This window comes from Bradyrhizobium lablabi (assembly GCF_018131005.1).
Lineage (GTDB): Bacteria > Pseudomonadota > Alphaproteobacteria > Rhizobiales > Xanthobacteraceae > Bradyrhizobium > Bradyrhizobium lablabi_D.
Genome location: NZ_JAFCJK010000007.1, coordinates 299097 through 323465 on the forward strand (window position 1 = coordinate 299097; position 24369 = coordinate 323465).

Genomic DNA, 24369 nt, shown 5'->3' on the forward strand with positions numbered 1-24369 from the left:
CAGCAACGACGAATTCAGAAGACTAAGCTGGTCCATGGCCTTGATTGATTCGAACGTCCGCAAGCTCGCGCCCGATGCCGCCGCAACGCCGGCCTATCGAAGTGCACCGCACAACATCGAAGCGGAACAGAGCCTTCTGGGCGCCATCCTGGTCAATAATGATGCGTTCTACCGGGTGTCCGACTTTCTGGAGCCGAAACACTTCTTTGAGCCACTGCACCAGACAATCTACGAGACCGCCGCAAGCCTGATCCGGATGGGCAAGGTGGCAACCCCGGTCACGCTGAAGACCTTCCTGCCAGCCGATACGGACATCGGCGGCATGACGGTCAGCCAGTACCTCGCACGCCTCGCGGCCGAGGCGACCACCATCATCAACGCCCAGGACTACGGCCGCACCGTCTATGACCTCTGCCTGCGGCGCGATCTGATCCGGATCGGCGAGGACATCGTCAATGTCGCCTTCGACGCGCCGGTCGACTTTGCCCCGCGCGCTCAGATCGAGGACGCCGAACGGCAACTCTACGCGCTCGCCGAGACCGGCCGCTATGACGGCGGCTTCCAGCGCTTTTCGCAGGCGCTCACGGTCGCCGTCGACATGGCGGCCAAGGCGTTCCAGCGCGACGGCAAGCTGTCGGGCATCTCGACCGGCCTGCGCGACCTCGACTCCAAGATGGGCGGGCTGCAGCCCTCCGACCTCATCATCGTGGCCGGCCGCCCCGGCATGGGCAAGACCTCGCTGGCCACCAATATCGCTTACAACATCGCCAGGGCCTATGAGGGCGAGGTGCAGGCGGACGGGACCATCAAGGCCGTCAACGGCGGTGCGGTCGGCTTCTTCTCCTGCGAAATGTCCGGCGAACAGCTCGCCACCCGTATTCTCGCCGAGCGCACCGGCATCCCCTCCAGTTCGATCCGCCGCGGCGGCATCACCGAAATGGATTTCGAGAAGATCCGCGACTGCTCGATCGAGTTGCAGTCGCTGCCCTTCTATGTCGACGAGACCGGCGGCCTGTCGATTTCGCAGCTCACCGCGCGCGCCCGCCGGCTGAAGCGCCAGAAGGGCCTCGACCTGATCGTGATCGACTACATCCAGCTCTTGCAGGGCTCGGGCAAGCGCGGCAACGACAACCGCGTCCAGGAAATCACCGAGATCACCACCAGTCTGAAGGCGCTGGCGAAGGAATTGAACGTCCCCGTGATCGCATTGTCGCAGCTCTCGCGTCAGGTCGAAAGCCGCGACGACAAGCGTCCGCAACTTTCGGACCTTCGTGAATCCGGCTCGATCGAGCAGGACGCAGATGTCGTGATGTTCGTCTATCGCGAGGAATATTATCTCGCCAACAAGGAGCCGCGGCCCGGCACGCCGGAGCACGAGAAGTGGCAGACGGAGATGGGCCTCGCCCATGGCAAGGCCGAAGTCATCATCGGCAAACAGCGCCACGGCCCGACCGGCACCGTCGAACTGCACTTCGAGGCAAGCGTCACCCGGTTTGGCGACCTCGCGCCCGACGGCCAGGTTCCGGATCGCGGCTATTGAGGACGTGATGCGGTTGAACGCTCCCAGCCCCCCGCGTAAAACGGTGAGATGAACATCGCGACTGACCCGAAATCGCAACTTTCGTCCGAAGCCAACCTGGCGGCCCCCCCGACCGCGATCGGTATCCTGACCGTCGATCTCGACGCCATCGTCGCCAACTGGCGCAAGCTCGAGAAGACGGCAGTGCCGGCCGAATGCGCCGCCGTGGTCAAGGCCAATGCCTATGGCTGCGGGGCCGAACAGGTCACGCGCGCGCTCGCCAATGCCGGCTGCAGGACCTTCTTCGTCGCGACCGTCGAGGAAGCGGCTGCGGTCCGCGCGGCTGCGCCGCAGGCTACCATCTACGCGCTCGGCGGCTTCTTTCCGAATAGCGGCGACAGCTACGCCAGGATCGACTGCAAGCCGGTGATCGGCGATCTCAACGAACTCGCCGAATGGGACGTATTCTGCCGCCGCTCCGGCTGGTCCGGCGGCGCCGCTGTTCATATCGACACCGGCCTGAACCGGCTCGGGCTCACGGTCAGCGAGGCGCAGGGCATCATCCCGCGCATCAATGCGGGCGACCACGGCATCACGCTCGTCATGAGCCACCTCGCCTCCGCAGAGTTGCTCAACAATCCCGCGAATGCCAGGCAGCTTTCGACGTTCCGTGAGATCGCAAGCCTGTTCACGGGCGTGCCCGCCTCGCTGGCGAACTCCTCCGGCGTCTATCTGGGAGCACCATTCCAGTTCGACATGGTTCGACCGGGGGCTGCGCTCTATGGCGTCAACCCGACGCCGGAAGCCGACAATCCGATGCAGCAGGTGGTCGAGCTCAAGGCGCGCATCGTGCGGATTCGCAACATCGAGCGCGGCGAGACCGTCGGCTACGGCGGCACCTGGACCGCGCGGCGGCCGACCCGGCTCGCAATCGTCTCCGCCGGCTATGCCGACGGTTATTTCCGCGCGGCCAGCTCCAACGACGGCACCCGTGGCGCCGAAGTCGTCGTCGCCGGCAAGCGCTGCCCGATCGCCGGCCGCGTCTCGATGGACCTGATCGCGGTCGACGTCACCGACCTCGACAAGAGCGCGGTGCGCCGCGGTCACATGGCGACGCTGATCGGCGAAGGCATCACCGTCGATGAACTCGCGCATCATTTCGGCACCATCGGCTACGAGGTGCTGACCAGCCTCGGCCGCCGCTTCGCGCGGGTCTACAAGGGCGGCAACGCCGTTGTCGATCCCGTCGCTCTCCCCTCGCCGCCGGCCGAGCCTGCGGCGGCGTCGAGCTGACGACGTCCGCCTCCGCGGTCGCCTGCACGCATGAAGATCGCGACCTTCAACATCAACAACATCAATCGCCGGCTGCCGAACCTCTTGCGCTGGCTTCGCGCGGCCAAGCCCGATGTCGTCAGCCTGCAGGAGTTGAAGGCAAGCGATGCCGAGTTTCCGCTTCCTGTGCTCGAGAAGGCCGGCTACGGCGCAGTATGGCGTGGACAGAAGACGTGGAACGGAGTCGCGATCCTCGCACGCAACGCCGAGCCGGTCCTGATCCGCACCGCCCTGCCCGGCGACGCCGGCGATCACGAGGCGCGCTACATCGAAGCCGCCGTGCGCGGCGTTGTCGTCACCAGCCTTTATTTGCCGAACGGCAATCCGCAGCCTGGACCGAAATTCGACTACAAGCTCGCCTGGTTCAAGCGGCTGCGCGCGCACTCGGCGAAGCTGCTTAAGCAGGATGTCCCGGTCGTGCTCGCCGGCGACTACAACGTCGCGCCGACGCAGCTCGACATCTACCCGACGCGCTCCTGGGACAAGGACGCGCTGATCCAGCCGAAGAGCCGAGCCGCGTTCAAGGCGCTGGTCGAACAAGGCTGGTGCGACGCGATCCGAACCCTGCATCCCAAAACGCCGATGTTCACCTTCTGGGACTACAAGCGCAACCGCTGGCCGCGCGATGCCGGCTTGCGGCTCGATCATTTGCTGCTCAGCCCCGCGCTTGCGCAACGGCTGACCAAGGCCGGCGTGGACCGCGATATCCGCGGCGAGGACGGCGCCAGCGACCATGCGCCGGCGTGGGTGGTGTTGAAGTGATGGGCAAAGCGTTTTTTGCTCCTGTCGAACCGCGTCCGCTGTCCTCGGCTGTCATTGCGAGCCACCGGGTTGCGCGAATGCGCGCCCGATGACAGGCTCCACGAAGCAATCCATTGCCCTGCAAGCGAAGGCATGGATTGTTTCGTCGCTCCAGCGCAAATTGCCTTTGCAATTTGTCGCGAGCTCCTCGCAATGATGGGGCTAGAGTCCGATTCAGTTTTCAGACGGCGATGAGGATGCGAGTTTGCATTCTCGCGGCACGATCCGCCCGAGCTTTGCGTCTCTTTCCGCCCTCTCCCGAAATGGAGGGGGCGCAGGGAATGCCGGGTGCGCGCTGCACCCGCGGTCTCGTGTGCAAAAGCAGAAAGATACACACACGAGCATACAGGTTCAGCGGAGGCAGTCCGGCATTCCCTGCGCGATGGTTTTACGGCTTATACGTGCTCTCTCCGGCGAGACCGGGCTTGGTTGTCACCGTCGTCCGCAAGAGGCATTGGCCTCTCGCGAACTTGCCACCTGCGTCGGGGCGGCAAGACCACACGATTTCACCGTCCGCCCTGGCACGTTCGTCTCGTGTGCCGCGGCGGCCACCGCATCTCGACCCAACGCTCGTGACGATCGCGAAGCGCCCCTCGATCGGGTGAGACGGGCGGATTCATAGACTGATTTGCATTTCGGAAAAACAGAAATATTTTTCGCCTCGGCACTTGCGGCGTCGGGCAAATCAGTGCCTCCGCGGCAGCGAGTTTCACGCGCCGACGTGGACATGGTAACGGCGCCGGTCAACTACCGGTTCGGCGGGCCGGCCGTCGCCGGGTATTGAACGTTCCACCATAGAGTCCCCTCATGTTGGGGAAACGCCTTTGAGATCGGGCGAGGCAATGCAAGATTCTTTACGAGTTTGCAGTTAGGGTCGCCGAGAGGAGGCGTCCTCGACATGCGAACGGCGCACACAGGCCCGGACTATCCCTACGGCTCCCTGCCACTAAAGCCGCAGTGGCGCGAGTCTTGGGCGCGCGGCATCGCCCTGCTTGTCATTGCATGCGCTGCTATCTCGCTGACACTGCACCTTGGGGTCTGGCCGATCGAACGCCTGGCGCTGCTGATCATCTTCCCGGCTCTGCTCGGAATTACACTCGCATTCGCACCCGACCCGCCTGCCCTGATTTCGCGGCTGGCCAAGCGGCTGACGGTCGCGGGCTGCGCCATCGGCACCCTGTCGGGTGTATGGCTTGCGCCGATGATTCTTCTCGTGCCGGTGCTGCTTGCGGCCTCGGTCGCGATTGGAACGTTGTACGAGGGCAACCAGCGTGGCTGATGCCGAGCACATCGTCGCGGCTGCCCGGGTCGCACTACTGCTTGGACCGGCCGTGGCAACGATGTTGCTCCTGATCGTCGTGCGCTCGACGCCGCGGCAGGCAACGGCGGCGATGCTGGCCGGGCTCTGGCAGCTTCCGGCCCTGCTTCTTCTCAATCTCGTCGCACAGCGCCTCGGCTGGTGGCGCTTTCAGGCCGACGATGCATCCGTGCTCGGCCTGCCGATCGATCTCTGGATCGGCTGGGCGCTGTGGTGGGGACCGCTTGCGGTGCTGCTCTCGCGCAAGCTGCCGACGCTGCTCATCCTTACCGCAATGGTGATTGCCGACATCGTCTTCATGCCCCGCCTCGCTCCGCTGGTCGTGCTCGGCGAATACTGGTGGATCGGCGAAATCGTCGCGGTGCTGCTTGTGCTTGTCCCCGCGCTCGTGCTGGCCCGCCTGACGGAGGCCGATCGACACCCTGTGCTGCGCACCTGTTTCCACGCCCTTGCGTGGGGCGGCTATATGCTGCTTGTTCTCCCGGCCTGTGTCCTGGCCTGGGAAGGACGCGACTATATCGGGACGCTCACGAACGCCTCCCCGTTGCGATGGACGATTGCGCTGATCATCGGCCTGCCGTCGCTCTTGATCGGCTGGGCTGCCGCGCACGAATTCGCGCTGGTCGGCCGGGGCACGCCGGTGCCTTACGATCCGCCGAAACGCGTGGTGACGAGCGGCCCCTATGCCTCGATCGCCAATCCCATGCAACTGACGTCGGCGCTGGTGATGGCGGCGCTCGCCATTCTCACCGCATCCGCCGCGGCGTGGCTGCTGCCGGCGATGTTCCTGATCTTCGATAGCGTGTTCGCGTCCTGGTACAATCGCGTGCACATCGCGTTGGCGATGCCCGAGGACTGGGCGCGCTATCGCGCCGAAGTGCGCGACTGGCGATTTCGCGCGCGCCCCTACATCTCCCGCACCGCGACATTGCGCTTCCCGGACTCCGGTCGAGACTCCAGGGCGCTGGCCTGGCTGATGCGGCATGTCGCCGATGGACTGAAGATCGAGATGGCGCCGTCACGGCCATCGGTGCTGCGCCAGCGGATTGTCTATGTCAGCAGCGATCCCGATCTCGACGCGGTCGGAATTGCCGCGTTCGGACGTGCGCTCGAGCATCTCGGCGGAATACCGGCCTTTATCGGCTGGATGATGCGTCTCCCGGGCGCCAACCATCTTGTGGAACTCGTCACCTTTCTCGTCCCGTTGCGACGCCTGAACACGCGCCTTGCGCTATGGTCGCGGTCGTGACGCAACCGGCTGCACCGGGAACAGTGAGTTGGGCTACATCTTCGTCCTCACCGTCGGCCTGATCGCCGGCACCATCTCGGGCATCGTCGGCACCGGCTCGTCGATCATGCTGATGCCGGTGCTGGTCTATCAGTTCGGGCCCAAGCAGGCGGTGCCGATCATGGCGGTGGCGTCGGTGATGGCGAACCTTTCGCGCATTCTCGCCTGGTGGCGCGAGGTCGACTGGCGCGCCTGCGCGGCCTATTCAATCACGGGCATTCCGGCCGCGGCGCTCGGTGCGCGCACGCTGCTGGCGCTGCCTTCGCGCGCGGTCGACGTCGCGATCGGCGTCTTCCTGATCGCGATGGTGCCGGTCGGGCACTGGCTCGCGCGGCATCGCTTGAAAGCCAATCTCTGGCACCTCATGCTCGGCGGAGCAGTGATCGGCTATCTCACCGGCATCGTGGTTTCGACCGGGCCGCTCAGCGTCCCGCTGTTCCTGTTCTATGGTCTCAGCAAGGGTGCGTTCCTCGCCACCGAGGCGGCGAGCTCGCTCGGGCTTTACCTGAGCAAATCGGTGACCTTCGAACGCTTCGGCGCGCTGACCGCAGCAGTCGCGCTGAAGGGCCTGATCGCGGGATCATCGCTGATGGTCGGCGCCTTCATCGCAAAGCGCTTCGTGCTGCGTCTGAGACCCGAGTCGTTCCGCCTGTTGATGGACGCCATCATGCTGGCAGCGGGTGTTTCGCTGCTGTGGTCGGCTGTGACGTCGTGAGACCTTGGCTGTACTCGCCAAGTCCGCGGGCGGCAAGGCGAAGGCTCCGTGCCGTCTGTCATTCCGTGCTATGCAGGATTCGGATTCGCAGGGATTGTCGAACTCTCCTCCATGCCCAAATCGACCCTCTCCTTTGTCTGCCAGAATTGCGGCGCGGCGTATAATCGCTGGCAGGGCAAGTGCGATTCCTGCGGCGAGTGGAACACGCTGGCCGAGGAGGACACATCGGGCTCGGTGCCCGTGTCGATCCGCTCCAAGCGCAAGGGCCGGACGTTTGCGCTGGAATCACTGTCCGGCAAGACGCAGGACGCGCCGCGGCTGTCCTCGGGAATGGCCGAGCTCGACCGCGTCACCGGCGGCGGTTTCGTGCGCGGCTCGGTGCTGCTGGTCGGCGGCGATCCCGGCATCGGCAAATCGACGCTGCTGACGCAAGCGACAAGCATGATGGCGCGCGCCGGGCATCGCGCGGTCTACATATCAGGCGAAGAGGCGGTGGCGCAGGTGAGGCTGCGCGCCGAGCGGCTCGGGCTTGCGGATGCGCCGGTGCAACTCGCCTCCGAGACCTCGGTCGAGGACATCGTCTCGACGCTGTCGGAAGGCGCGGTCCCTCGCCTGATCGTGATCGACTCGATCCAGACCATGTGGACCGACACGGTGGAATCAGCGCCGGGCACGGTGACCCAGGTTCGCGCCTCCGCGCAGGCCCTGATTCGTTTCGCCAAGAAGACCGGCGCCGCGATCATCCTCGTCGGCCACGTGACGAAGGACGGGCAGATCGCGGGGCCGCGCGTGGTCGAGCACATGGTCGATGCGGTGCTGTCGTTCGAGGGCGAAGGCTCGCAGCAATTCCGAATCTTGCGCTCGGTGAAGAACCGCTTCGGCGCGACCGATGAGATCGGCGTGTTCGAGATGACCGGGCTCGGCCTGCGCGAGGTCACCAACCCTTCCGAATTGTTCCTGTCCGAACGCGATCTCGGCAGTCCGGGGACGGCGGTGTTTGCCGGCATCGAGGGCACGCGCCCCGTACTGGTCGAGTTGCAGGCGCTGGTGGCGCCGACCTCGCTCGGGACGCCTCGCCGCGCCGTGGTGGGCTGGGACCCGAGTCGGCTGTCGATGGTGCTGGCGGTGCTGGAGGCCCATTGCGGGGTGAAACTCTCCGGCCATGACGTCTACCTCAACGTCGCCGGCGGGTTGCGCATCCAGGAACCGGCTGCGGACCTCGCTGCGGCCGCGGCGCTTGTGTCGTCGCTGGTGAACGCGCCGCTGCCGACCGATGCGGTCTATTTCGGCGAGGTTTCGCTCTCCGGTGCGGTCCGGCCGGTGGCGCAGACCCCGGCCCGGCTGAAGGAGGCCGCCAAACTGGGCTTTGGTCGCGCCATCCTGCCCGAATCAGCCCGTGGCGAGGCCAGCGGCGATGCCGGACTCGGCCTGAGCAGTGTCGGCAATCTGACAACCCTGGTCGCCGAAATCGCCGCACGCGGTGTGCCACGAGGCGACCGCGACCGGGGTACTCCACGGGGAAACCGGGGCGTTCCACCGGACGGCGAGGCGACTGAGAAAAATGCCACACCGGCCCGATTCCGTCGCGAGAACGGCTAAAGCGGCGTGACGTATCAGGCCCTCGCCGCTATACATCCGGCGCGCGGGACAGGGTGTTTTCCGGCCTTGCCGAAGGCCCCCGGTGCCCCTCAGCTAGAAGCGGCACCGAAACGCCGATTCGCCGGTGCCCGTGAGACCGTAGCCAGACCAGCGGACCTGACCAGCCGATGCCGATAACGATACTCGATCTCGTCCTGCTCGGGGTGATGCTGATCTCGGGCCTGCTTGCGATGGTGCGCGGTTTCATGCGCGAGATCCTGTCGATCGCAGCATGGGGCGCCGCGGCGCTGGTGACGCTCTATGCTTTCTCGAAGCTGCTGCCGACCGCGAAGACTTATTTCAATAACGACACGGTCGCGGCGGTGGCTGTCGTCGCCGGCACCTTCATCGGCACGCTGATCGTGGTCTCCGTGATCACGGTGCGGATCTCCGACATGATCCTGGATTCCCGAATCGGTGCGCTCGACCGCACGCTCGGCTTCCTGTTCGGGCTCGCCCGCGGCCTGCTGATCGTGGTCGTGGCCTTCCTGTTCTTCACCTGGCTCGTCCCGGACAAGCAGCGCCCCGATTGGGTGACGGGAGCGAAATCCCGCCTGGTGCTGCAAGGAACCGGGGATTGGCTGATGTCGCTCTTGCCTGACGACCCCGAGAACACCATCTTAAAGAAATTCAAGAAGAATAAGCCGGACGAGGACCAGGCGGACACCGACCAGGCGGCTCCTGCATCCGGCGATGGCTACAGTAAACCTGCGCGTGACGGCCTTAAAAAGCTGATCGAGAAACCCGCGGGCCGCTGACTCTTTTGTGGTCCCTAACGAGAGGCGATGAACGAGATGCAAACCCCTTCCGATCACGCCGACCAGATCGATCTCGACCTCGGCCCGATCGAATTGCAGGATGATCTCCGACACCCCGATCTCGATGGCGACACGCTGCGCGAGGAATGCGGCGTGTTCGGCGTCTTCGGCCACTCCGAAGCCGCCGCGATCACCGCGCTGGGATTACACGCCCTCCAACACCGCGGCCAGGAGGCCGCCGGCATCGTCACCTTCGACGGCAGCCGCTTCCACAGTGAACGCCGCCTCGGCCTGGTCGGCGACACCTTCTCCCGCCGCGAGGTGATCGAACGGTTGCCCGGCAATGCCGCGGTCGGCCATGTCCGCTACTCCACGACCGGCGGGACCATCCTGCGCAATGTGCAGCCCTTGTTCGCCGAGCTCAGCGCCGGTGGCTTTGCAGTCGGCCACAACGGCAACCTCACCAACGCCCTGACGCTGCGCCACGAACTCGTGAAGGGCGGCGCAATGATGCAGTCGACCACCGACACCGAAGTGATCCTGCATCTGGTGGCGCAGTCCAAGCGCCCTCGCTTCATCGACCGCTTCATCGAGGCGCTGCGCCAGATCGAAGGCGCCTATGCGCTGGTCGCGCTGACCAACAAGAAGCTGATCGGCGCGCGCGATCCGCTCGGCATCCGCCCGCTCGTGCTCGGCGATCTCGACGGCCGCCCGATCCTGACGTCGGAGACCTGCGCGCTCGACATGATCGGCGCCAGATATGTCCGCGACATCGAGCCGGGCGAGATCATCGTATTCGACGAGAATGGTGCGCATAGCCACAAGCCGTTCCCGCCGAAGCCGCCGCGGCCCTGTATCTTCGAGTACATCTACTTCTCGCGGCCGGACTCAATCGTCGGCGGCCGTTCGGTCTACGATGTCCGCAAGGCGTTCGGCGCTGAACTCGCGCGCGAGAGCCATCCCGAGATCGATGTCGTGGTGCCGGTGCCGGACTCCGGCGTGCCCGCCGCCGTCGGCTACAGCCAGTATTCCGGCGTGCCGTTCGAACTCGGGATCATCCGCAATCACTATGTCGGCCGCACCTTCATTCAGCCGACCCAGAGCGTGCGCGAGCTCGGCGTGCGCATGAAGCACTCGGCGAACCGCGCCGCGATCGAGGGCAAGCGCATCATCCTGATCGACGACTCGCTCGTGCGCGGCACCACCTCGAAGAAGATCGTGCGCATGATGCGCGACGCCGGCGCCCGCGAAGTGCACTTCCGCCTGGCCTCGCCGCCGATCCTCTATCCCGACTATTACGGCATCGACCTGCCCGATCGCGGTGGCCTGCTCGCGGCCACGCATTCGGTCGAGGAGATGCGCGACATCATCGGCGCGGACTCGCTCGCCTTCCTTTCGATCGACGGAATGTACCGCGCGATGGGCTATCCCGGCCGCGACCCGGCGAATCCGAAATTCTCCGACCACTGTTTCACCGGCGTCTATCCGACCCACCTCACCGACCAGACCCAGGTCGAGCCGCAGCCGCGACAGCTCTCGCTGCTGGCGGAAGCGAGCTGAGGCTCCAACACAACTCGATTTTGGCGATGGCCGGGCTTGTCCCGGCCATTTCTGTCTGTAATACCCGCCGCAAAGACGCGGACGGACAGACATGACAAAACCCCTCGCCTCCCGTATCGCCCTCGTGACCGGCGCCTCGCGCGGCATCGGCTATGCCACCGCGGTCGCGTTGGCAAAAGCCGGCGCGCATGTCGTGGCGGTGGCGCGGACGCAGGGCGGGCTCGAAGAGCTCGACGATGAGATCAGAAAGGACGGCGGCAGCGCCACGCTGGTGCCGCTCAGCCTGACCGACTACGAGGGCATTGCGCGCCTCGGGCTCGCGCTGCACGAGCGCCATGGCAAGCTCGACATCCTCGTCGGCAATGCGGGCACACCCGGCCCCTCCTCGCCGCTCGGCCATATCGAATTGAAGCCGTGGAACGACGTGTTCGCAATCAACGTTACCGCAAACTTCCAGCTGATCCGCTGCATGGACCCGCTGCTGAAAGTTTCCGACGCCGGCCGCGCGGTGTTCGTCACCTCGGGCGCGGCGCACAAGGCCAACGCCTATCTCGGCCCCTATGCGGCATCGAAGGCCGCGCTGGAAGCGCTGGTGCGCTCCTGGGCGAACGAAACGGCGAACACGAAGTTGCGCGTCAACCTGTTCAGCCCCGGCCCGATCCGCACCCGGATGCGCGCCGCTGTGTTTCCCGGCGAGGACCCGATGACGCTGGACACGCCGGCAATGGCCGCCGAATTCATCGTGCCGATGTGTTCGCCTGACTGGACCGAGACCGGCAAGCTCTACGACTACAAGGCGCGCAGGCTGATGGGTTTTCAGCCGCCGGCTTAGCTGTCATTGCGAGCGAAGCGACGCAATCCACCCTGCCGCTTGGCGAAGCATGGATTGCCTCCCGTCGTTCGCATTGACGGCCGCGGCAGTTGACTCAATTCCCTCCCCACGATTGACTGCGCTCCCACGCGGGACAAACCGCCAAGAAAAATCATGGGAGGCATCATGACGCCGACGTTCAATCGCGCGCGCTCCGTTCTGTCGGGAATCATCTCCGCCTGCATCGCATCCGCAGCCCTCATCGGCCTGCCCGCACCGTCGCAGGCCGGCGACATCCCGACCTTCGCGGTCGATGCATCGTGGCCGAAGCCGCTGCCGAACAACTGGATCCTTGGCCAGGTCGGCGGCATCACCGTCGACTGGCAGGGGCATATCTGGGTGATCCATCGCCCGCGCTCACTGACCGATGACGAGAAAGGCGCAAGCCTCAACCCGCCGCGCTCGAAGTGCTGCGTCTCGGCTCCTCCTGTGCTCGAATTCGACGCGGACGGCAACCTGCTGCGCTCCTGGGGCGGCGGTGGCGAAGGCTATGAATGGGTCGGCCGCGAGCACGGCATCGAAGTCGACGAGCGCGGCTTCGTCTGGATCGGCGGCAATGCCGACAACGACAACGCGATCCTCAAATTCACGCTCGACGGCAAGTTCGTCTCGCAGATCGGTTCGATCGCACCGAGCAAGGGCTCCAACGATACCACCCAGCTCGGCAAGCCCGCAGAGACCGCGATCGACAAGGAGGCCAACGAGATCTACGTCGCCGACGGCTACGGTAATCGCCGCGTCATCGTGTTCGACGCGACCACCGGCGCGTACAAGCGGCATTGGGGCGCCTACGGCAACAAGCCCAACGACGACAAGCAACCGCCTTACGACCCCAAGGCGCCAGTGTCGCAGCAATTCGCCAACCCCGTGCATTGCGTGAAGCTCGCCAATGACGGGCTCGTCTATGTCTGCGACCGCATTAACAACCGCATCCAGGTGTTCAAGAAGGACGGCACGTTTGTGAAGGAGTTCTTCTTCGAGAAGAACACGCTCGGCAACGGCGCGGTGTGGGACATCGCGATCTGGCCCGATCCGAAGCAGACTTACCTGCTCAGTGCCGACGGCGAGAACAACGAGATTCGCGTCATCAAGCGCGACGACGGCAGCGTGGTGGGCGGCTTCGGCCGCAACGGCCGCAATGCCGGGCAGTTCCACTGGGTGCACGCCATGGCTATCGACGCCAAGGGCAACGTCTATACCGCGGAAGTCGATACCGGAAAGCGCATCCAGAAATTCAAGCTGACCTCGGATGCCTTGAAATAACACAGCCTCCGCCGGATGACGCTTCGACGCAGCATCATCCGGCTTTAGACGGATTGCCGGTTGCCCCAGGACAGGGTAAGCGGGACCCAGGCCACGGGACCAAAGGCTCCAAACAAGAGAGCTGCCCGGACATTTCACAGTGGAGGGAATTTCATGACGACGACGCTCGCGCGGCGTTACGCCGCGCTTCTCGCTTGTGCCGCATTCGGCCTTGCGACACCCGCACTCGCCCAGGACAAGACCGTCAAGATCGGCGTGCTGAACGACATGTCGAGCCTCTATGCCGACATCGGCGGCCCGAACTCGGTGGCCGCGATCAAGATGGCGGTTGAAGATTCCGGCCTTGTCGCCAAAGGCTGGAAGATCGACGTGCTCAGTGGCGATCACCAGAACAAGCCGGACGTTGGCGTCAACATCACGCGGCAGTGGATCGACAATGAGAAGGTCGACGTGATCGCGGATACGCCGAACTCCGGCGTCGCGCTCGCGGTGAGCAACGTGGTCAAGGAAAAGAACGCGGTGCTGCTCAACTCCGGCGCCGCCACCGCCGATCTCACCGGCAAGGCCTGCACGCCGAACACGATCTCCTACACCTACGACACCTACATGCTCGCCAACGGCACCGGCAAGGCGCTGACCAAGGCCGGTGGCGACAGCTGGTTCTTCCTCACTGCGGATTATGCCTTCGGCCATGCGCTGGAGCGCGACACGTCGGCGGTCGTGACCGCCAATGGCGGCAAGGTGCTCGGCAGCGTCAAGCATCCGCTCAACACCTCCGACTTCTCCTCGTTCCTGCTGCAGGCGCAGTCATCTAAAGCCAAGGTGGTCGGTCTCGCCAATGCGGGCGGCGATACCACCAATTCGATCAAGCAGGCGAGCGAATTCGGCATCGTTGCGGCCGGCCAGAAGCTGGCGGCGCTGCTGCTCTTCATCACCGACGTGCATTCGCTCGGCTTGAAGACCGCGCATGGGCTGACCTTCACGGAATCCTTCTATTGGGATATGAACGACAAGACCCGTGAATGGTCGAAGCGCTTCGCAAAGGTATCGCCCAAGGGCATGATGCCCTCGATGACGGTGGCCGGCAATTACGCCGCCGTGCTGCATTACCTGAAGGCGCTGGAAGCGCTCGGCGGCAACCCGCATGACGGCGCCAAGGTCGTCGCCAAGATGAAGGAACTGCCGACCGACGATCCGCTGTTCGGCAAGGGCCCGCTGCGTGCCGACGGCCGCCGCATCATTCCGGCCTATCTGTTCGAGGTGAAGAAGCCGGAAGAATCCAAGTATCCGTGGGACTATTACAAGCTGATCGCCACCATTCCGCCGGAAGATGCGGCCAAGCCGCTCGAGGCCAGCGAGTGCCCGCTGGTGAAGAAGTAAGCGGGATGTGTGGGGTGGGTTAGCGAAGGCTTAGCCCGCCGGCGACAGCGCCAAGACATCGGTGGGTTACGCCTTCGGCTAACCCACCCTACCTTTTCGAATACTCGTCGTCAGCCACGCCGCTTGCGCTTGTGGGCGAACGGATTGGCCTTCTCGCGCAGCGCGATCCTGACCGGCGTGCCCGGCAACTCGAAGGCCTCGCGCAGCGAGTTGGTGAGATAGCGCAGGTAGGATTGCGGGATTGCATCGGCACGCGAGCAGAACAGCGCGAAGCTCGGCGGCCGCGCCTTGACCTGCGTGATGTAGTTCAGCTTCAGCCGGCGGCCCGAAACGGCGGGCGGCGGGTTCGCCTGGATCGCCTGCTCGAACCAGCGATTGAGCGCCGATGTCGGCACCCGGCGGTTCCAGACCGCATAGGCCTCCTCGATTGCAGTCATCAGGCGATCAATGCCTTCGCCCATCAGGCCGGACACGGCAACAACGGGCACGCCCTTGACCTGCGGCAGCCAATGATCGGCATCGGCACGCAGCGCCGAGATCTGGTTGGCCTTGCGCTCGACGAGGTCCCATTTGTTGACCGCAAGCACGATCGCCCGGCCCTCGCGCTCGATCAGGTCGCCGATGCGCAGGTCCTGCTCCTCAAACTTGTTCTGCGCGTCCATCATCAGCACGACGACTTCGGCGAAGCGCACCGCGCGCAGCGCATCGGCCACCGAGAGTTTTTCGAGCTTCTCATCGATGCGCGAGCGGCGCCTTAGGCCTGCGGTGTCGAACACACGGAAGGCGCGACCCTGCCAGGTGATCTCGACGGAGATGGAATCGCGGGTGGTGCCAGCCTCGGGGCTGGTCAGCAGCCGCTCCTCGCCGAGCAGATGGTTGATCAGCGTCGACTTGCCGGCATTGGGCCGGCCGACGATGGCGACGCGGATCGGACGCTGCGCGAGCTCCTCATCCTCTTCGCCCTCGTGGGACTCGTCGACCTCGTCGTCAGACGTCTCCGGCATCAGCGGACTCAGCGCATCGTAGAGATCGCCCAGGCCCTCGCCATGCTCGGCGGAGATCTGGATCGGATCGCCCAGGCCCAGTGCGTATGATTCCATCGCTCCGATCTCGCCATGCTTGCCCTCGGCCTTGTTGGCGACCAGCACCACGGGCTTGTTGGCGCGGCGGGCAAAGTCGGCAAAGGCGCGGTCGGTTGGCGTCAGGCCGACGCGTGCGTCGATCACGAACATCAGCGCGTCCGCAAGCTCGATCGCGGTCTCGGTCTGCTCCTGCATGCGCGCCGTGAGCGAGCCCTTGGCGCCCTCGTCGAGGCCCGCGGTGTCGATGATGGTGAATTCGAGATCCCCGAGCCGGGCCTGCCCCTCGCGGCGGTCGCGCGTGACGCCGGGTTCGTCATCGACCAGCGCGAGCTTTTGCCCGACAAGGCGGTTGAACAGCGTCGATTTACCGACATTTGGCCGGCCGATAATGGCGATCGTGAAAGACATGGACAATCCAAGCGCTAACTATCAAGCGCGAGTCAATGAGCTGAATCGAGATAGCTGTCGGCCCACGCTGGGCGGCGGATCGTGGTCTAACGCGTGAAACCGCCGCTCGGTAGCGGTGCGGGGAACGGCGAGGCGGATTGTTGTTGCGCTGGCTGCGGTTGCGCGGCGGGCTGCTGCGCCGGCTGGTCGGGCGGCGGCGCCGTGGTGCGACGGTGGACGACCTTCTTCGGCTTCGGCTCCGGCGGCAACGCGGCAGGCGCGCCCTCCTCCGAGGCCGCGGCGTCGGGAGTGGCGGCCTGATCTGTCGCCGGCGCCGTGGTCGCCGCCTCGGCGGATGCCGGCTTGGCCTTGCCCTTTGCGCTCTTCTTCGATGGTTTCGGCGGCTCTGGGGGCGGCGTCGCCGTGGCGGTCGCAGCCGCGTCGGCATTTTGCTGGTTGAGCTGGCCCTGATTGGCGCCCTTGTACAAATCCTTCGGCACGCCCTGCTCGAGGCCCGGCACGCCTTCGGGGAATACCGGCTTGCGCTCGCCCGGCAGCTTCTTCTTGCTGTCGAGGAAGTCGAGGAGATCGCTCGGGTCGAAATTGGCCATGCCGCCGCCGCCGCAGCCGGCCAGCACGCTGCAAAGTGCGACAGCGACGGCGGCTGCGATCAGTCGTTGCGAGCGGCGCATGGTCGATCTCTCACTCAAGTCGTCAGCTCTTCTTCAGCTCTTGGCGACCGGCGGCAACAAAGCTTGCAGCGCCTCGGCGCGCGCGCGCAAGCTCGGCGGCGTGTCGCCGTCATTGGCAATCAGGTCCAGCCACTGCCGCGCGGCGGTGGCGTCGTTGGCGCGCCAGGCCGACAGCGCCAGCATCTCGCGCGCGGTGTGGCGGAAGGTCGAACCCTGTGTTGTAGCCGGCTCAAGCCGTTGCAGCATGTTCGGATAGGTCGTGCTGTCCAACACGAATTGCGCGGCGCGGATGCGCGCCAGGTCCTGCTCGGCCGCGCCGACGCTGCGGTCGGCGGCGATCTCGTCGTACAGCTTGACGGCGGCCTGCGGGTCGCGGGTTGCGACCTCGGCGGCCATGCGCAGCCGCGCCAGCACGCGGTAGCCGGACGGCGCCCTGGCAGCCAGATCGGCGAAGGCAGCTTCCGCCTCGGCGTGCTTGTTCTGCTCGGAAAGTTCCACGGCGCGATCGAATGCGGCGCCTGCCTCGGCGGCCTTCTTGGCTTCGAGATATTCATAGCCACGCCAGCCGCCCACGCCGGCGACGATCAGGATCGCAAGCGCGACGATATAGATCGAGTATTTGTCCCACAGCTTCTTGAGCTGCTCGCGACGGACATCCTCATCGACTTCGTCAAAAAATTCAGACACTTAATGCAATCCCATCCCCAAGGGGGCGCGCGCCTCGGGCCGGCCCACCCGGGGCCCGATCCCCTATCGCGGCGGCGTTACCCTAACGGTGTGGCGGTGGCAAGGCAAAGCGAGGCGGATCAAAGCGTTAACGGTGGAGAGGTGTACTTCCTCGCCCGCTCGCAGGAAACGTGAATCTACGCCCCTGCAGCCATCGCCTCGCGCAAGGCCCGTTTAATCACCTTGCCATTGGCGTTGCGCGGCAGCGGGTCCGTGGTCAGCGCCATCGTCTCGGGGATCTTGTAATCCGACAGCCGCTCGGCGCACCACGCGCGCAGGCTCTCGGCGTTGACCTCCGCGCGGGTCACGATTACGGCGTGCACTCGCTCGCCGAGAACCGGGCACGGCTTTGCAACGATCGCACTCTCGACCACGGCGGGATGGCCTGCCAGAACCGACTCGACCTCGGCCGAATAGATCTTGAGGCCGCCGCGGTTGATCATGTCCTTCTGGCGGTCGAACACGCGGACAAAATTCCGATCGTCGATCGAACCGAGATCGCCGGAGTGCCAGAAGCCGGCGGTGAAGCTCTCCGCCGTCGCTTTCGGATTATTCCAATAGCCCTTGATGACGGAGGCGCTGCGGATCCAGATCTCGCCGATCTCGCCGCGCGGCAGCTCGCGGCCGTCCGGGCCCATCACGATGATCTCGGCGCCCGGACACGGCAGGCCGACGCTGTCGATATGAGCGGCGGTCAACTCGCCGGGCATGATGGTCGAAGGCGACGTGGTCTCCGTCGCGCCGTAGCAGTTCGCAAGCCTCAGCCCGGGAATCCTGGCGCCGAGCTTCTCGATGGTCGCGATCGGCATCGGCGCGCCGCCGAACCCGCCGATGCGCCAGCTCGAGAGGTCGTAGCTGTCGAAGTCCGGTTGCAGCAGGCAGAGATTGTACATCGCAGGCACCATCACGGTGTAGGTGACGCGTTCGCGTGCGGCGATCTTCAGATATTCCGCGGCCTTGAACTCGGGCATGATGATCAGCGCGCCGGCGCAGCGGACCATGGTCGTGATGTTGGCGACGACGCCCGTGACATGAGCGAGCGGCACCGCCGCGATCGAGCGATCCGCTTTCGTCAGCTTCAAGGCAGACACGAACACCATCGAGGAATGGATGATGTTGCAATGGGCCAGCATGGCACCCTTCGGGCGCCCGGTCGTGCCCGAGGTGTAGAGGATCATCGCGATGTCCTCTTCCCGCACCTCCTCCGGAGCCGGCGCGGGGGCATTGTCGAGCAGGCCGGCAAACTGCGACGCGTCGTCGTCGCTGGCGGAGATGCGGTGAAGCAGGTCGGGAACGTCGGCCGCATCCGGCACACGGTCGGCGAGCGTGGCCTCGTGAACCAGAAGCTTCGCGCCGCAGTCCGCGAGCACGTAGGCGATCTCGGGCTTTTGCTGGCGAGTCGAGAGCAAGACCGTCACCAAGCCGGCATGGACCGCGGCGAACATGGTCAACACGAATTCGATGCGATTGCCGAGCAGGATCGCGACGCGGTCGCCGCTCTGGAGTCCGAGCTTGCGAAAGCCCTGCGCCACCTTTGCCGATTGCAGCGCAACCTCGCGCCAGGTCAGACGCGTGCGGCCACAGATCAGCGCCTCGCCGTCGCCGTTATGCGCGACCGCCTCGGCGATCATCGCCCAGAGGCTGTCCGGCCGCTCGCGAAACGCCAGCACGACGCGATCGCCGAACCGCGGCTCGAGCCGCATTGGTGGAATGGAATGCTGCGCCCAGTCCATGGTCACCTCGTCAGGTCACTTTCTTCATGTCGTAGACGTGCTCGGGGCCTGGAAAGGCGCGGCCGCGTACGTCGCGCGCATAGCCCTGGATCGCCTCCTCGATCAGCGGCCCGAGATTGCCATAGCGTCGCACGAATTTCGGCGCCCGGGGCGACAGGCCGAGCATGTCCTCGAGCACCAGCACCTGGCCGTCGCAGGCCGCGCTCGCACCGATGCCGATGGTCGGAACGTCGATCGACTGCGTGATCTTGCGCGCCAGCGGCTCGGCTACCGCCTCGATCACGATCGAGAATGCCCCGGCTTGCGCGATCGCCTTCGCATCGGTCTCGATCGGCGCCCAGCCTGCCTCCTCGCGGCCCTGCGCGCGGAACGAGCCGAGCGTGTTGATCGATTGCGGCGTCAGCCCGATATGGCCCATCACCGGAATGCCGCGCTCGGACAGGAAGGCCACCGTCTCGGCCATGCGTACGCCACCCTCGAGCTTCACCGCACCGCACTGCGTCTCCTTCAAGATGCGCACGGCGGAGTGGAACGCCTGCTCCTTCGAGGCCTCGTAGGTGCCGAAGGGCATGTCGACCACGACGAGCGCCTGCTTCGAACCGCGCATCACCGCGCGCCCCTGCAGGATCATCATGTCGAGCGTTACGGGCACGGTCGTCTCGAAACCGTGCATGACATTGCCGAGGGAGTCGCCGACCAGGATCACATCGCAGTGCCGATCGACCAGCGCCGCCGTGTGCGCGTGGTACGAGGTGAGCATCACGATCGGCTCGCCATTCTTGCGGGCGCGGATCTCGGGCGCGGTCTTGCGCCGGACGGCTGATTGAACCGACATGTTAACCTCCAAAGACCGGTACGCCGATCACGACCGGATGAAATGCGAATCCCAGCGCCAGATAGGCGACGACGCCGACGGCGATGGCGATAAGGTCATTGCTCGGCCCGCCGACCGGGATCGGCGGCCCGCCGGCATCCGCGCGGTGCTTCAGCGTGATGCGGTCGAACACCGCCCAGCCGAGAAACGAACCGAACAGGATGATCGAGCCGAGATCGCCATTGGCGAGCAGATGCGCGGCCGCCCACAGCTTGATGCCCGAAAGCAACGGATGCTTGAGCGCCTGGTAGATGCGGCCGCGGACATAGGACGCCACCACCATGATGACGGCGGGAAGCATCAGCGCCACCGTGATGTGCTTGAACGCGGTCGGCGGCGTCCAGACGTCGATCCAGCCGGTGGCGCGGTAATGCGCAAAGCCCCAGACGATCAACGCGAGCCCCGCGGCCGACAGCAGCGAATAGGCGATCTTGTAACCGCCGTCGCCCATCGCAGTCACCAAACGCGCCCGCAGCTCGCGCTGGGTGGTGAGGCTATGGACGCCGAAAAACAGCACCAGGCCCAGGATCATCACCAGCAGTCCCACGACGTTCTCCCTGCCGTGCTCCGTTTATGGCCTCGCCTATCATTTTCGGGCGGCGGAGCGCAATCCGTCAGGGCTTTTGCGCCTGCTTGGGAAGCTCGCGATTGTCGACATAGCGGATCGCGATCGGGCGGCCTGCCAGCGCGCCGCCGAGGCCATTGGTGAATTTCAGCGGCAAACAGGCGTCGAGCGAGGCATTGATGGCGTTGAGATAGGTCGCGCGCGTGTCGGAGGGGACGCCCGACGTGGCAAAAGTCATCCGCGGCGCGCCGATCATGTCGCCTGACCGCTTGAAGCTGAACCGCACCGACATCTGCATGCCCTCGCGTGCGTTGTCGGCCGGCGGCGGCGACCAGCAGGCGCGCAGCGCAGCGAAGAGATCGCCGATGGTATTGAGATCATGATCCGGTTTCCGGTACTTTGCCGCCTGGTCCTGCGGCGGCACGGTCAGGATCGTGAGCTGAAGGTTTTCCCCGTAGGGGTAGTCCATTTCGGGAAGGCATGGCCAGGGCCCGAAGACGCTGCAAACGGACGGAGCGCACGGCTCGCTGTCGAACACGCTACACGGGGTGTGCGCGAACGGTACCGGATTAACCTGATTCATCTGCGCTTCGGCCGCGGCCGAAAGGCCGATCGCAGCAATCAGACAGAGCACGATGCGTAGGAACATGCGCGAGCCCTCGATGGGACCCCTCTTAAATGAGCCGTGCCCCCGACCGGTTCAAGCGGTTCCGCGTTCACGTCCCCGCGTTCCGCGACGGGCGCTACGCCCGTTTCTTGACGTCCTTGACGTTGGAGAAGGTAATGCCCTCGGCGCGCTCGCGCGTATAGCCGAGATAGAACTCGTTCTTCGCCATGAACACGGGATCGCCGTCGACGTCGTCCGCGATGCCGGAAGTGTTCGCGGCGACGAACGCGTCGAGCTTCTTGCGGTCGTCGGAGGACACCCAGCGCGCGAGCTGGAATTCGGACACTTCGAACTCGACCGGCAGCGAGTATTCCGCGTCGAGCCGTGCCTTCAGCACGTCGAGTTGCAGCGGACCAACCACGCCGACCAGGGCCGGCGCGCCGTCGCGCGGTCGGAACACCTGCACGACGCCCTCCTCCGACATCTGCTGCAGGGCCTCTTTCAGCTTCTTTGCCTTCATCGCATCGGTCAGGCGCACGCGGCGGACAATTTCGGGAGCGAAACTCGGCACGCCGACGAAGGTGAGGTCCTCGCCTTCGGTCAGGGTGTCGCCGATCCGCAGCGTGCCGTGATTGGGAATGCCGACCACGTCGCCGGCAAAGGCCTCGTCCGCCACCGAGCGATCCTGCGCGAAGAAGAACTGCGGGCTCGACAGGCTCATGTTCTTGCCGGTGCGCACGAGCTTCGCCTTCATGCCGCGGCTGAGCTTGCCCGAGCACAGCCGCGCGAAGGCGATGCGGTCGCGGTGGTTCGGATCCATGTTGGCCTGGATCTTGAACACAAAGGCGCTCATGCGCGGCTCGGCCGCCTCGACCTTGCGCAGGTCGGAATCCTGCGCGCGCGGCGCGGGCGCGAACTTGCCGAGGCCCTCGAGCAGGTCGCCGACGCCGAAATTGCGCAGCGCGCTGCCAAAATAAACCGGCGTCAGATGCCCCTCGCGGAACGCTTCAAGCTCGAACGGCTTGCAGGCGTCCGAGACCAGCTCGAGTTCGTCCTTGACCCCGGCGACGTCGAGATTGGGATTGCGGGCGCCAAGATCGGCGATGTCGATCTGCTCGGCCTGCCCGGTCTTGGCGCCACCGCCTTCGAGCAGGCGCACGCCGCCATTGGCGACGTCGTAGGTGCCGAGAAAGTCGCGGCCGCGCCCGACCGGCCACGTCATCGGCGTGGTGTCGAGCGCCAGCGTCTTCTCGATCTCATCCAGGAGTTCGAAGGTGTCGCGGCTCTCGCGATCCATCTTGTTGATGAAGGTGATGATCGGAATGTCGCGGAGACGGCACACCTCGAACAGTTTGCGCGTGCGGGCCTCGATGCCCTTGGCGGCGTCGATCACCATCACGGCGGAGTCGACCGCGGTCAGCGTTCGGTAGGTATCTTCCGAAAAGTCCTCGTGACCCGGCGTATCCAGAAGATTGAACACGAGGTTGTTGAACTCGAAGGTCATCACCGAGGTGACGACCGAAATGCCGCGCTCGCGCTCGATCTTCATCCAGTCCGAACGCGTGTTGCGCCGCTCACCCTTGGCCTTGACCTGGCCGGCGAGATTGATCGCGCCGCCGAACAGCAGGAGTTTCTCGGTCAGCGTGGTCTTGCCGGCATCCGGATGCGAGATGATCGCGAATGTGCGCCGTCGCGCCACTTCCTCTGAAAGCGGCGAGTGGGACGACGATTTGGTTGCAATTGACAGGTCGGACATGGCGGTGTGCCGTTTGGCAGGGAAAACGGGCGCAATCAAGGGCGATTTGTCGCTTTGCGCGTCGGCAAGGCAATGCCCATATGCCCTGTGGGAAGGACGACCTTCTCACCACGACACCACCAGCGGGGACGACCCTGCCTTTTCTGGAGGGTTCGCTATGGCGTGGGCCATTCTGTTTACCGCCGGCCTGCTCGAGATCGGCTGGGCCATCGGGCTCAAATACACCGACGGCTTCTCGCGCATCGTGCCATCGGTACTTACGCTCGCGGCGATGGCCGGAAGCGTCATCCTGCTCGGCGTCGCGCTCAAGTCATTGCCGATTGGAACCGCCTATGCGGTCTGGACCGGGATCGGCGCGGTCGGCACCGCGGCCCTCGGCATCATCCTGTTCGGCGAACCGGCGACCGCCCTGAGGCTGGCCAGCATCGGACTCATTGTCACCGGCATCGTCGGGCTGAAGCTCGTCGCCTGATTCACCGCAGAACCAGCACCGCCCAATAGGTCGCTGCTGCGACCGCGGCGGAAGCCGGAACTGTAATCACCCAGGCGTAGACGATCGAGCTTGCCACGTTCCAGCGTACCGCCGAGAGCCGCCGCGCTGCGCCGACGCCGACGATCGCGCCGGTGATGGTGTGCGTTGTCGACACCGGGATCCCGAGATAGGTCGCCATGAACAGGGTCGCGGCACCGCCGGTCTCGGCACAGAACCCCTGCATCGGCGTCAGCTTCGTGATCCGCAGGCCCATGGTGCGCACGATCCGCCAGCCGCCCATCAGCGTGCCCAGCGCCATCGCGGTCTGGCAGGCCAGCACCACCCAGAACGGGATTTCGAACTCTTCGCCGATATGGCCCTGCGAGTAGAGCAGCACGGCGATGATGCCCATGGTCTTCTGCGCATCGTTGCCGCCGTGGCCAAGCGAATAGAGCGAGGCCGAGGCGAACTGCAGGATGCGGAAGGCCCGATCCACCACAAACGGCGTCGAGCGCACCGACAGCCAGGACACGATCGCAACCAGCACCAGCGCGAGCAGGAAGCCGACCAGCGGGGACAGCACGATCGCGAGCAGCGTCTTCGACAGCCCGCTCCACACCGCGGCCGAAATCCCCGCCTTCGCCACGCCGGCGCCGACCAGGCCGCCGATCAGCGCATGCGAGCTCGATGAGGGGATGCCGAGCGCCCAGGTGACCACGTTCCAGACGATCGCCCCGACCAGCGCGGCGAAGATCACGGTCGCATCGACCACGCTCGGATCGATGATGCCGGTGCCGATGGTGTTGGCGACGTGAAGGCCGAACACCAGGAACGCGACGAAGTTGAAAAATGCCGCCCAGAACACCGCGTATTGCGGCCGCAACACGCGGGTCGAGACGATGGTCGCGATCGAGTTCGCGGCGTCATGCAGGCCGTTCAGGAAGTCGAACAGCAGCGCGACCGCGATCAGAATGACCAGTACGGGAAAACCGAGCGCGGCGTCCACGTGGTGCCCTATCCTACAGCAGCTGT

22 protein-coding genes are annotated in these 24369 nt (G+C 65.2%); 13 read left to right on the forward strand and 9 right to left on the reverse strand.

Annotation, left to right across the window (positions count from 1 at the left end; all coding sequences use genetic code 11):
* The first annotated feature begins 34 nt into the window (after positions 1–34).
* The 12 genes from JQ553_RS22930 (at position 35) to JQ553_RS22985 (ending at position 14443) form a co-directional block, all read left to right on the forward strand.
* Complete coding sequence (locus JQ553_RS22930) at positions 35–1540, forward strand: replicative DNA helicase (protein WP_212502274.1); 1506 nt, start codon at positions 35–37, stop codon at positions 1538–1540.
* 48 nt (positions 1541–1588) lie between these two features.
* The gene (gene alr, locus JQ553_RS22935; RefSeq protein WP_212502275.1) at positions 1589–2812 is read left to right on the forward strand and encodes an alanine racemase; all 1224 of its coding nucleotides are present in this window, start codon (positions 1589–1591) and stop codon (positions 2810–2812) included.
* Between the two features lie 30 nt (positions 2813–2842).
* Positions 2843–3613: an exodeoxyribonuclease III gene (locus JQ553_RS22940; RefSeq protein ID WP_212502276.1), complete on the forward strand. Its 771-nt coding sequence runs from the start codon at positions 2843–2845 to the stop codon at positions 3611–3613.
* A 937-nt stretch (positions 3614–4550) separates the two neighbouring features.
* On the forward strand, positions 4551–4931 hold the full coding sequence (locus JQ553_RS22945) for a hypothetical protein (protein WP_212502277.1): 381 nt from the start codon (positions 4551–4553) through the stop codon (positions 4929–4931).
* A complete protein-coding gene (locus JQ553_RS35130) occupies positions 4924–6219 on the forward strand; it encodes a methyltransferase (protein ID WP_212502278.1) in 1296 nt (431 codons plus the stop codon). The genes JQ553_RS22945 and JQ553_RS35130 overlap by 8 nt, the downstream gene beginning before the upstream one ends.
* A gap of 28 nt (positions 6220–6247) precedes the next feature.
* Positions 6248–6973: a sulfite exporter TauE/SafE family protein gene (locus JQ553_RS22955; protein ID WP_212502279.1), complete on the forward strand. Its 726-nt coding sequence runs from the start codon at positions 6248–6250 to the stop codon at positions 6971–6973.
* Between the two features lie 111 nt (positions 6974–7084).
* Positions 7085–8572 carry a DNA repair protein RadA gene (radA, locus tag JQ553_RS22960; RefSeq protein ID WP_212502280.1) on the forward strand — a complete coding sequence of 496 codons (1488 nt, stop codon included), beginning with the start codon at positions 7085–7087 and terminating at the stop codon, positions 8570–8572.
* 167 nt (positions 8573–8739) lie between these two features.
* The gene (locus JQ553_RS22965; RefSeq protein WP_212502281.1) at positions 8740–9369 is read left to right on the forward strand and encodes a CvpA family protein; all 630 of its coding nucleotides are present in this window, start codon (positions 8740–8742) and stop codon (positions 9367–9369) included.
* A 27-nt stretch (positions 9370–9396) separates the two neighbouring features.
* A complete protein-coding gene (gene purF / locus JQ553_RS22970) occupies positions 9397–10929 on the forward strand; it encodes an amidophosphoribosyltransferase (RefSeq protein WP_409363087.1) in 1533 nt (510 codons plus the stop codon).
* A gap of 91 nt (positions 10930–11020) precedes the next feature.
* Complete coding sequence (locus JQ553_RS22975; protein WP_212502282.1) at positions 11021–11761, forward strand: SDR family NAD(P)-dependent oxidoreductase; 741 nt, start codon at positions 11021–11023, stop codon at positions 11759–11761.
* 165 nt (positions 11762–11926) lie between these two features.
* The gene (locus JQ553_RS22980; protein WP_212502283.1) at positions 11927–13063 is read left to right on the forward strand and encodes a hypothetical protein; all 1137 of its coding nucleotides are present in this window, start codon (positions 11927–11929) and stop codon (positions 13061–13063) included.
* Between the two features lie 153 nt (positions 13064–13216).
* The gene (locus JQ553_RS22985; RefSeq protein ID WP_212502284.1) at positions 13217–14443 is read left to right on the forward strand and encodes an ABC transporter substrate-binding protein; all 1227 of its coding nucleotides are present in this window, start codon (positions 13217–13219) and stop codon (positions 14441–14443) included.
* Between the two features lie 110 nt (positions 14444–14553).
* Here JQ553_RS22985 and der read toward each other — a convergent pair whose 3' ends face one another.
* The 8 genes from der to JQ553_RS23025 form a co-directional block, all read right to left on the reverse strand.
* Positions 14554–15933: a ribosome biogenesis GTPase Der gene (gene der, locus JQ553_RS22990; protein ID WP_212502285.1), complete on the reverse strand. Its 1380-nt coding sequence runs from the start codon at positions 15931–15933 to the stop codon at positions 14554–14556.
* A gap of 86 nt (positions 15934–16019) precedes the next feature.
* Entirely contained in the window at positions 16020–16604 is a 585-nt protein-coding gene (locus JQ553_RS22995; RefSeq protein ID WP_212502286.1) for a hypothetical protein, read from the reverse strand.
* A 33-nt stretch (positions 16605–16637) separates the two neighbouring features.
* The gene (locus JQ553_RS23000) at positions 16638–17291 is read right to left on the reverse strand and encodes a tetratricopeptide repeat protein (RefSeq protein ID WP_212502287.1); all 654 of its coding nucleotides are present in this window, start codon (positions 17289–17291) and stop codon (positions 16638–16640) included.
* A 176-nt stretch (positions 17292–17467) separates the two neighbouring features.
* The gene (locus JQ553_RS23005; RefSeq protein WP_212502288.1) at positions 17468–19063 is read right to left on the reverse strand and encodes a class I adenylate-forming enzyme family protein; all 1596 of its coding nucleotides are present in this window, start codon (positions 19061–19063) and stop codon (positions 17468–17470) included.
* Between the two features lie 10 nt (positions 19064–19073).
* Complete coding sequence (gene panB / locus JQ553_RS23010; protein ID WP_212502289.1) at positions 19074–19898, reverse strand: 3-methyl-2-oxobutanoate hydroxymethyltransferase; 825 nt, start codon at positions 19896–19898, stop codon at positions 19074–19076.
* Between the two features lies 1 nt (position 19899).
* Complete coding sequence (locus tag JQ553_RS23015) at positions 19900–20484, reverse strand: NnrU family protein (RefSeq protein WP_212502290.1); 585 nt, start codon at positions 20482–20484, stop codon at positions 19900–19902.
* 67 nt (positions 20485–20551) lie between these two features.
* The gene (locus JQ553_RS23020) at positions 20552–21151 is read right to left on the reverse strand and encodes a hypothetical protein (protein WP_212502291.1); all 600 of its coding nucleotides are present in this window, start codon (positions 21149–21151) and stop codon (positions 20552–20554) included.
* A gap of 94 nt (positions 21152–21245) precedes the next feature.
* Positions 21246–22865, reverse strand: coding sequence for a peptide chain release factor 3 (locus JQ553_RS23025; protein ID WP_212502292.1), 1620 nt, complete (start codon positions 22863–22865; stop codon positions 21246–21248).
* A 157-nt stretch (positions 22866–23022) separates the two neighbouring features.
* Between JQ553_RS23025 and sugE the strand changes: the two genes are divergently transcribed.
* On the forward strand, positions 23023–23337 hold the full coding sequence (sugE, locus tag JQ553_RS23030) for a quaternary ammonium compound efflux SMR transporter SugE (protein WP_212502293.1): 315 nt from the start codon (positions 23023–23025) through the stop codon (positions 23335–23337).
* Position 23338: 1 nt separating this feature from the next.
* Here the strand turns inward: sugE and JQ553_RS23035 are convergent, their stop codons facing one another.
* Positions 23339–24343, reverse strand: a complete 1005-nt coding sequence (locus JQ553_RS23035) for an inorganic phosphate transporter (protein ID WP_212502294.1) — start codon at positions 24341–24343, stop codon at positions 23339–23341.
* Positions 24344–24369: the final 26 nt, after the last annotated feature.

Coding starts and splice junctions, on each gene's coding strand:
- JQ553_RS23005 (WP_212502288.1), bottom strand. CDS start 19,063: ATGGACTGGGCGCAGCATTCCATTCCACCAATGCGGCTCGAGCCGCGG.
- JQ553_RS22975 (WP_212502282.1), top strand. CDS start 11,021: ATGACAAAACCCCTCGCCTCCCGTATCGCCCTCGTGACCGGCGCCTCG.
- JQ553_RS22995 (WP_212502286.1), bottom strand. CDS start 16,604: ATGCGCCGCTCGCAACGACTGATCGCAGCCGCCGTCGCTGTCGCACTT.
- JQ553_RS22940 (WP_212502276.1), top strand. CDS start 2,843: ATGAAGATCGCGACCTTCAACATCAACAACATCAATCGCCGGCTGCCG.
- JQ553_RS23025 (WP_212502292.1), bottom strand. CDS start 22,865: ATGTCCGACCTGTCAATTGCAACCAAATCGTCGTCCCACTCGCCGCTT.
- sugE (WP_212502293.1), top strand. CDS start 23,023: ATGGCGTGGGCCATTCTGTTTACCGCCGGCCTGCTCGAGATCGGCTGG.
- radA (WP_212502280.1), top strand. CDS start 7,085: ATGCCCAAATCGACCCTCTCCTTTGTCTGCCAGAATTGCGGCGCGGCG.
- panB (WP_212502289.1), bottom strand. CDS start 19,898: ATGTCGGTTCAATCAGCCGTCCGGCGCAAGACCGCGCCCGAGATCCGC.
- JQ553_RS22980 (WP_212502283.1), top strand. CDS start 11,927: ATGACGCCGACGTTCAATCGCGCGCGCTCCGTTCTGTCGGGAATCATC.
- JQ553_RS22945 (WP_212502277.1), top strand. CDS start 4,551: ATGCGAACGGCGCACACAGGCCCGGACTATCCCTACGGCTCCCTGCCA.
- der (WP_212502285.1), bottom strand. CDS start 15,933: ATGTCTTTCACGATCGCCATTATCGGCCGGCCAAATGTCGGTAAATCG.
- JQ553_RS23020 (WP_212502291.1), bottom strand. CDS start 21,151: ATGTTCCTACGCATCGTGCTCTGTCTGATTGCTGCGATCGGCCTTTCG.
- JQ553_RS22985 (WP_212502284.1), top strand. CDS start 13,217: ATGACGACGACGCTCGCGCGGCGTTACGCCGCGCTTCTCGCTTGTGCC.
- purF (WP_409363087.1), top strand. CDS start 9,397: ATGAACGAGATGCAAACCCCTTCCGATCACGCCGACCAGATCGATCTC.
- JQ553_RS22930 (WP_212502274.1), top strand. CDS start 35: ATGGCCTTGATTGATTCGAACGTCCGCAAGCTCGCGCCCGATGCCGCC.
- JQ553_RS22965 (WP_212502281.1), top strand. CDS start 8,740: ATGCCGATAACGATACTCGATCTCGTCCTGCTCGGGGTGATGCTGATC.
- alr (WP_212502275.1), top strand. CDS start 1,589: ATGAACATCGCGACTGACCCGAAATCGCAACTTTCGTCCGAAGCCAAC.